Origin of the sequence: Paenibacillus sp. J45TS6, from assembly GCF_018403285.1 — a bacterium.
Classification (GTDB): domain Bacteria; phylum Bacillota; class Bacilli; order Paenibacillales; family Paenibacillaceae; genus Paenibacillus.
In genome coordinates, this window is the sequence record NZ_BOSJ01000122.1 from 1 (window position 1) to 235 (window position 235).

1 rRNA gene is annotated in these 235 nt (G+C 51.5%); it reads left to right on the top strand.

The window, feature by feature from the left end:
- Positions 1-235, top strand: a 23S ribosomal RNA gene (locus tag KJS58_RS25305); the annotation flags it as partial.

Consider the following 235-nt stretch of genomic DNA (forward strand, 5'->3'; position numbering starts at 1 on the left):
TGCCAAGGCTAAATACTCCCTAGCGACCGATAGTGAAGCAGTACCGTGAGGGAAAGGTGAAAAGCACCCCGGAAGGGGAGTGAAATAGAACCTGAAACCGTGTGCTTACAAAAAGTCAGAGCCCGTTAAATGGGTGATGGCGTGCCTTTTGTAGAATGAACCGGCGAGTTACGTTCCCGTGCAAGGTTAAGGTGAAAAGCCGTAGCCGCAGCGAAAGCGAGTCTGAATAGGGCGA